Raw genomic sequence first — 7081 nt, forward strand, 5'->3', positions numbered from 1 at the left:
CTCTCCTCTCTGTCAGTTCTTTTTGTAGCGGGGGTGGATGTTGTTTTTCTTCCAGGTGCCGGCCTCGCTGAATTCGGAAAACTCCATCGACAGCGCCAGGCCGCGCTGGGCGAAGATAGGCGCGAAGTGTTCGCTCATCATCGCGAACAGTTCGTCGCAGGCTTTCTTCTTCTCGGCTTCGCTGCGCCCGGCGCCGACTTTCAGCGAGGCATGCACGAAGGCGTCGTCGGCATGGCTGCCGTCGGCGATGCAATAGTCCTTGAGCCAGACGACGCGGGAGCGGATGCCCCCGGTCGGGAATACCCCACCCTGGGCGATCAGCACCTGGTTGGATTTCTTGAGCAAGCCCGGAATATCGGATTCCGCCGTATCCAGGTTGTTGGTGATTTCATAGACAAGATGGGGCATTTCCCGCTCCTTGGTTCGTTGATTCGGTCAGGAAACCGGCATGCCGGCGCCGATGCCGCGCGCCGCTGGCGGGATGCCGGCGACCGGCAGATTGACGACGACCTGGCCGGTGCCCGAGCTTTCAAAGTAGGGGCAGACGATCTCAGCCTTGCCTTGGTACTTGTCCCAGCCGATGGCGCCGAACAGCATGGCGGTGTCGTGCATCTTGCCTTCGCCGGTGCAGTACTGGGCGTATTCGGGCAGCATGCGCAGGAAGGTATCCCACTCGCCGCCTTCCCACAGTTGCAGGGCCCGCAGGTCGACCTGCTTGTTGAATTCGCGACTGATGGTGTTGAAGCCCTGCTCGACCAGGCGGTTTTCCCAGATCTGGTGCGACATCGAGCCGCTGGCGACGATGGCCACCCGGCAGTTGCTGCGGGCGACGGCCTTGGCCAGCGCCTCACCGAGGATGCGCGACTCTTCCAGCGAGCCAAAGGTGCTCCAGCCGGCGATCGAGACGACCTTGATCTTGCCTTCCGGGTTCATGTAGCGCATGGGCAGGATGGTGCCGTATTCGAGGTCGAGCGACGGCACCTGGTGAGCGCGGGTCTTGACGCCCATGGCCGTGGCTTCCTCGGCGATCAGGTCGCCGAGTTCCGGGTTGCCCGGGAATTCATAGGGCAGGTCCTGGATGAAGTGCGGGAACTCGTGGCTGGTGTAGTTGCCCTTGTGCACCGCGTTGTTGTTGATGTGATAACCCGCATTAACCAGCCAGTGCGTGTCGAACACGATGAAGGTGTCGACGCCGAGCTCGACGGCACGACGGCCGAGTTCGCGCTCGGCGTCGATGGCGGCCTGGCGGCAGCCGTGGGCCGGGCCCGGTTGTTCGGAAATAAGCATCGACGGCACGTGCGTGCACTTGATGGCCATGACGATTTCACCCATGTTGCTGTCTCCCTTTGATGGTGTGGAAAGTGTTCACGGTTGGGGGTGAAGATTGGCTTTACGCTCTATTTAGACGGGAAAGACGACGTTGATCTGGCCGGTGCCGGACGAACCGAAGTACGGCGTGATCACCTCGGCCTTGCCGGTGTAGTTCTCGGCGCCGAGCACGCCGAGCAGCATCGCCGTGTCGTGCATCATCCCTTCGCCGTGGCACTTGACCGCGTACTCGGGCAGCATGCCGCAGAAAACCTTCCAGTCGCCGTTCTGCCACAGGTCGACGACGTGGTGATCGACCGTTTCCAGGAACGGGTCCCACACCTTGTGCAGAAACTGGTCGGACACGCCGTTCTGGGCGAAGCGGTGCGACAGCGAACCTGAGGCGAGCACGGCGACGTTGCCGTCGAACTTTTCCTCGATGGCCTTACGCACGGCACGCCCCAGTTGGATCGAGTCGTCCAGGTTATGCACGGTGCACAGTGCGGAGACCGAGACGACCTTGAACTTCTTGTCCTCGTTCATGTAGCGCATCGGGACCAGGGTGCCGTACTCCAGCGCCAGGCTGGTCGCGTCGTGGGCACGGGTATGCACGCCGGCGGCGGTCGCCGTTTCGGCGATGGCGTGCCCAAGCGCCGGGTTGCCTTCATACGAGAACGGCATGTTCTTGATGAAGTGCGGCAGTTCGTTGGAGGTGTAGATGCCCTCCCACGACGGCGCGCAGTTGATGTGGTAGCCGGAATTGACCAGCCAGTGCGTGTCGAAGACGACGATGGTGTCGACCTTCAGCTCACGCATGCGGCGGGCGATTTCCTTGTGGCCGTCGATGGCCGCCTGGCGGCAGCCCTTGTGCGGGCCGTCGAGTTCCGACAGGTACATCGACGGAACGTGGGTGATCTTGGCGGCGAGGACGAGTTTGCCCATGACTTAGACTCCCCAGCGCGGAATGTGGTGGCTGCCGTACGAAACCGCAATGTTCTTGGCTTCGCAGAACACTTCGTAGCTGTAGTGGTTGCCTTCGCGGCCGGTGCCCGAGGCCTTGGAGCCGCCGAAGGGCTGGCGCAGGTCGCGGACATTCTGGCTGTTGACGAAGGTCATGCCCGATTCGATGGCCTTGGCCAGGCGGATGGCGCGGCCGGTGTTGTTGGTCCAGAGATAGGACGACAAGCCGTAGATGGTGTCGTTAGCGATGGCGACGGCCTCTTCCTCGGTCTTGAAGCGGATGATGCAGGGCACCGGTCCGAAGATTTCTTCCTGGGCGATACGCATCTTGTTATCGACGTCGGCGAAGACGGTGGGCTGGACCCAAAATCCGTTTTTGAACTTGTCGGCAACGACCGGCGTGCCGCCGCCGGCGACGACCTTGGCGCCTTCCTGCTTGCCGAGTTCGATGTAGTAATTGACCTTGTCCATGTGGCCCTTGGAAATCATCGGGCCGATCACGGTATTCGGGTCCATCGGGTCGCCGACGACCAGACGCGAGGCGCGGGCGGCGAAATCGGCGACGAACTTGTCGTAGATGCCGGCCTGGACGATGATCCGCGAACCGGCGGTGCAGCGTTCGCCATTGTTCGAGAAGATCATGAAGATGGCGGCGTCGAGGGCGCGCTCGTAGTCGGCGTCGTCGAAGATGATGAACGGCGACTTGCCGCCCAGTTCCATCGAGAACTTCTTCAGGCCGGCGGCCTTGACGATGCGGTTGCCGGTGGCGGTCGAGCCGGTGAAGGAAATGGAGCGGACGTCCGGATGTGCTACCAGCGGCTCGCCTGCCTTGTCGCCGAAGCCCTGCACGACGTTGAAGACGCCGGGCGGGATGCCAGCTTCGAGGGCCAGTTCGCCCAGGCGGTTGGCGGTCAGCGGCGACAGCTCGGACATCTTCATCACGGCCGTATTGCCGAAAGCCAGGCAGGGCGCGGTCTTCCAGGTGGCGGTCATGAACGGCACGTTCCACGGCGAGATCAGCGCGCAGACGCCGACCGGCTGCCACAGCGTGTAGTTCAGGTGGCCGGTGTCGGAATCGTAGGTTTCGCCGTGCATGTGCTGGATCAGCTCGGCGAAGTAGTTGAAGTTGTCTGAGGCGCGCGGAATCAGCACACGCTTGGTCTGGTTGGTGACCTGGCCGCAGTCGGCGGTTTCCATGTCGGCGATCGGCTCGACATTGGCGGCGATCAGTTCGCCCAGGCGGCGCACCAGGCGGGCACGCTCCTTGACCGGGGTCGCAGCCCAGCCCGGGAAGGCGGCCTTGGCTGCAGCGACGGCGGCATTCACTTCGTCCGCACCGCCGCTGGCGACTTCGGCGATCACTTCGCCGGTAGCCGGGTTGATGGTCTCGAAGGTTTCGTTGCTGGCGACTTTCTCGCCGTTGATGATGTGCTTGATCATGCGCTGTTCTCGCTTTCTTTTAGACGGTGGCGAAATAGGTGGCGTCGTCGACGATGGTGTTGGCCAGACAACAGACGCTTTCGACTTCGGTTTCGATCACGTCGCCGGCCTTGACGTCGGCCAGGCCCTCCGGCGTGCCGGTCAGGATCACGTCGCCCGGGTTCAGGGTCATGAAGGACGACAGGTATTCGATCAGCGTAGCGATGTCGAAAATCATGTCGGCGGTCGTACCTTGCTGCGTCGTCTTGCCGTTGACCCGCGTCGTCAGCTTGAGTGCCATCGGATTCGCCACGTCGGCGGCATCGACCAGCCAGGGGCCGAGCGGCGTGCAGGCATCGCGGTTCTTGACGCGCAGGTTGGGACGGTAATAGTTCTCGAGGTAGTCGCGGATGGCGTAGTCGTTGGCCACCGTGTAACCGGCGACGATGCCCATGGCGTCGGCCTTCTTGACGTTCTTGCCGGTCTTGCCGATAACCACGGCCAGCTCGCACTCGTAGTGCATGTAGGTGGCGTCGGCCGGGCGGCGGGTGTTGGCCTGATGGCCGGTGATGGCGTTCGGCCCCTTGAGGAAGACGAGCGGCACTTCCGGCGCCTTGAAAGCCAGTTCCTTGGCGTGGTCGGCGTAGTTCAGGCCGAGGGCGAAGACGGTGCCGACTTCGACCGGCGGCAGCCACTGGAAGTCGCCGTCGTTGAGCAGGCGGCCGTCGGCCAGGCGGACCTTGCCATTGGCTTCAGTGACTTGATGAACGGCGCCGTTGTAGGCAATGCGACCGCGCTTCATGCTGCGACTCCTTCGGCGATGGTGAAATTCAGGCTGCCCAGACCTTCGGCGGCGATGCGGACGCTGCTGCCGGCCTTGGCCTGCGGCGCCATGTAGCGCACGCCGACGAGCAGAACGTCGCCCTGGCTCAGGGTCATCCACTCGCTGACGTCGGCCAGCAGCTTGGCCGGCGAACGGATCAGGTCGTTCAGCGAGCGGGTATCGACCACTACGCCGTCGATTTCGGTGGTCAGCGTCAGGCCAGCCAGATCGGCCAGCGGCTTGACCGAGGAAATGGGCAGCGCGCCGTCGAAACACTTTTCGCGGATGGCCGGACGGTAATAGCTGGCGTGCGGCAGGCTGAGGTCGGCGGCGAGCACGATGCCGGCGACCGACTCCAGCGGGTTGCCGGCGCTCAGGCGGCCGGCGGCGCGACCGATGACCAGGCCGACGGTGGCGGCGACTTCGACGCTCTGCGCACCGGCCGGCAGGCTGACCGCCGCACCGCAACCAACGCGGGTATTGGCCGGCTTGATGTAGAGCACCGGCGCCTTGGGCGCGCCCTTGTACGGCGCCTCGTCCAGCGAACCGATTTTCTGGACGGAGACGGTGTCATTCAGGATGACGCCGTACACCGTGCCGCTCACCTGCTGTTTAATCATATGCACTCCAGTTGATCTGACCTTGATGCCGCTGCAGCATCACATCGTTAATATGTTAGTGATTCGATTAAATCACTATCATGTTAGCGAGTCAACACCCCGGCGACTTTTTTCATTCGGGACAATACGATCGGTATGGCGATAGATGACGAAGCGCGCATTGCGGAAATCGACCTCATCCTCCAGCACCGCGCCGATTGCCCGGGCGACGCCGATGGAGGCCGCGTTTTCCTTATGGATGAAGCTGATCGGCGGACACTCGGCAAAGCGTTCCAGCGCCATGGCGAGAACCGCCCGCGCCGCTTCGCTGGCAAATCCCTTGCCCTGGTACTCGGGCAGCACGGCCCATTTGATTTCGCGCTCGGGGAAATCGACCGGAAACCAGAGTCCGGAGGTTCCGACCAGTTGGCCGCTGGCCTTTTCTTCCAGGGCATAGGGGCCGTAGCCGCGCAACAGCCAGTGCCCGGCCAGGGTTGCCGTCAGCCGCCAGCTTTCGCCTTCCGACAGGCTGCGTCCGAGGGTGTAGCGGGTACAGGCCGGATCGGAATAATGGCGGTGCATCGCCCGCCAGTCTTCCTCGCGGAACGGCCGCAGGAGCAGACGGGCCGTCTCCAGCCGTTCGGGAATCAGGAAAGCGGGCGCCATCGTCGTTTCTCCGTGGGGCAAAAACGGGAGGGAGCGGCAGCCGGTGGCGCCCTTCCCTCCCTTGCGGCTTACTGCACCATGCTCCAGTCGCCCTTCTTGATCTCGAGCAGACGGAAGGCGGTCAGGTCGAGGCCGAGGTGGTCGGCCGCCGCCATATTGACCACGCCGCCGGTACCGACATAGCCCTTGGTCGCTTCGATGGCGTCGCGCACCTTGGCCTTGTCGGTGCCGTTGGCCTTCTTCATGGCATTGACCACCAGCATCAGCGCATCATAGGCATGGCCGCCGAAGGTGGACACGTCAGTCTTCCACTTATCGTTGAAAGCCTTGGTGTAGGCCATGACGACCGGCTTCTGCGCATCGCTGGCCGGCAGCTTGTCGGCAACCAGCAGGGCCGAGGCCGGCAAGCGGACGCCTTCGGCCGCCGGGCCGGCGAGCTTGATGAACTCTTCGGAAGCGACACCGTGCGAGTGGTAGAGCGGCAGGGTCAGGCCGAGCTGCTTGTAGTTCTTGGTGGCGATGGCCGGTCCCTGGCCGAGGCCGAAGACGTAAACCGCCTGGACTCCCGGGGTGTTCTTGATCTTGGTCAGCTGCGGGCTCATGTCGGTATCCTTCGGGCCGAAGGTTTCATTGGCGACCAGCGTGATGCCGTACTTGGCGGCCATCGCTTCCGACTCCTTGCGCCCGGACTGGCCGAAGCCCGAGGTTTCCGAGAACAGCGCCACCTTGGTGATGCCGCGCTTCTTCATGTCCTCGTAGATCTTCTCGGCCGCCATGCGGTCGTTGTGCGAGACCTTGAAGGTGAATTTCTTGACCGGCTCGACGATGACCACCGCGCCGCCCAGCGAAATGAAGGGCACGCCGGCCTTTTCGACCAGCGGAATCATCGACATCGTGGCGCCGGTGGTGGTGCCGCCGATGATGACGTCGACCTTGTCGTCGTCGAGCAGGCGCTTGGTGAAGCCGTTGGCCTTGTTGGCATCGCTGCCGTCGTCGTAATGCACCAGCTGCAGCGGACGGCCGGCCACGCCGCCGGCCTTGTTCACTTCGTCGATGTACATCTGCAGGGTCTTCAGTTCCGGATCGCCGAGGAAGGCGGCCGGGCCGGTGACCGACAGAACGGAACCGATCTTGATCGGCTCGCTCGCGAAGGCGCTCAGGGCGCCCATGACCAGCGCAGTGCCGGCAACCAGCTTCTTGATGCTTTGCTTCATGTCATTCCTCCTTTGGATGATTTTGCAGACAGCGACGGGCCTGTTGAGCGAGATGGCCAGGCCCGGGCCATCGTGTTCGGTGAAAAGTTTTT

Annotated in this window: 8 protein-coding genes; all 8 read right to left on the reverse strand. The window is 63.1% G+C overall.

Features of this window, described 5'->3' with window-relative positions; translation table 11 throughout:
• Positions 1-12 precede the first annotated feature (12 nt).
• The 8 genes from LZ012_RS19560 to LZ012_RS19595 all read right to left on the reverse strand — a co-directional run bounded on the left by LZ012_RS19560 (position 13) and on the right by LZ012_RS19595 (position 6989).
• Positions 13-408, reverse strand: coding sequence for a 5-carboxymethyl-2-hydroxymuconate Delta-isomerase (locus LZ012_RS19560; RefSeq protein ID WP_275712667.1), 396 nt, complete (start codon positions 406-408; stop codon positions 13-15).
• Between the two features lie 27 nt (positions 409-435).
• Complete coding sequence (gene hpaD, locus LZ012_RS19565; RefSeq protein ID WP_275712668.1) at positions 436-1332, reverse strand: 3,4-dihydroxyphenylacetate 2,3-dioxygenase; 897 nt, start codon at positions 1330-1332, stop codon at positions 436-438.
• A gap of 69 nt (positions 1333-1401) precedes the next feature.
• Positions 1402-2250 (reverse strand): 3,4-dihydroxyphenylacetate 2,3-dioxygenase, encoded by an 849-nt coding sequence (hpaD, locus tag LZ012_RS19570; RefSeq protein WP_275712669.1) that lies wholly within the window; start codon positions 2248-2250, stop codon positions 1402-1404.
• 3 nt (positions 2251-2253) lie between these two features.
• Positions 2254-3708: a 5-carboxymethyl-2-hydroxymuconate semialdehyde dehydrogenase gene (gene hpaE, locus LZ012_RS19575; RefSeq protein WP_275712670.1), complete on the reverse strand. Its 1455-nt coding sequence runs from the start codon at positions 3706-3708 to the stop codon at positions 2254-2256.
• A 19-nt stretch (positions 3709-3727) separates the two neighbouring features.
• On the reverse strand, positions 3728-4489 hold the full coding sequence (locus tag LZ012_RS19580; protein WP_275712671.1) for a fumarylacetoacetate hydrolase family protein: 762 nt from the start codon (positions 4487-4489) through the stop codon (positions 3728-3730).
• A complete protein-coding gene (locus LZ012_RS19585) occupies positions 4486-5130 on the reverse strand; it encodes a fumarylacetoacetate hydrolase family protein (protein WP_275712672.1) in 645 nt (214 codons plus the stop codon). Before LZ012_RS19585 ends, LZ012_RS19580 begins: the two co-directional genes overlap by 4 nt.
• Before the next feature lie 78 nt (positions 5131-5208).
• A complete protein-coding gene (locus tag LZ012_RS19590) occupies positions 5209-5775 on the reverse strand; it encodes a GNAT family N-acetyltransferase (protein ID WP_275712673.1) in 567 nt (188 codons plus the stop codon).
• Positions 5776-5843: 68 nt separating this feature from the next.
• Positions 5844-6989 carry an ABC transporter substrate-binding protein gene (locus tag LZ012_RS19595; protein ID WP_275712674.1) on the reverse strand — a complete coding sequence of 382 codons (1146 nt, stop codon included), beginning with the start codon at positions 6987-6989 and terminating at the stop codon, positions 5844-5846.
• Between the last annotated feature and the right edge of the window lie 92 nt (positions 6990-7081).

It is taken from the genome of Dechloromonas hankyongensis (assembly GCF_022012295.1).
GTDB classification, from domain to species: Bacteria; Pseudomonadota; Gammaproteobacteria; order Burkholderiales; family Rhodocyclaceae; genus Azonexus; species Azonexus hankyongensis.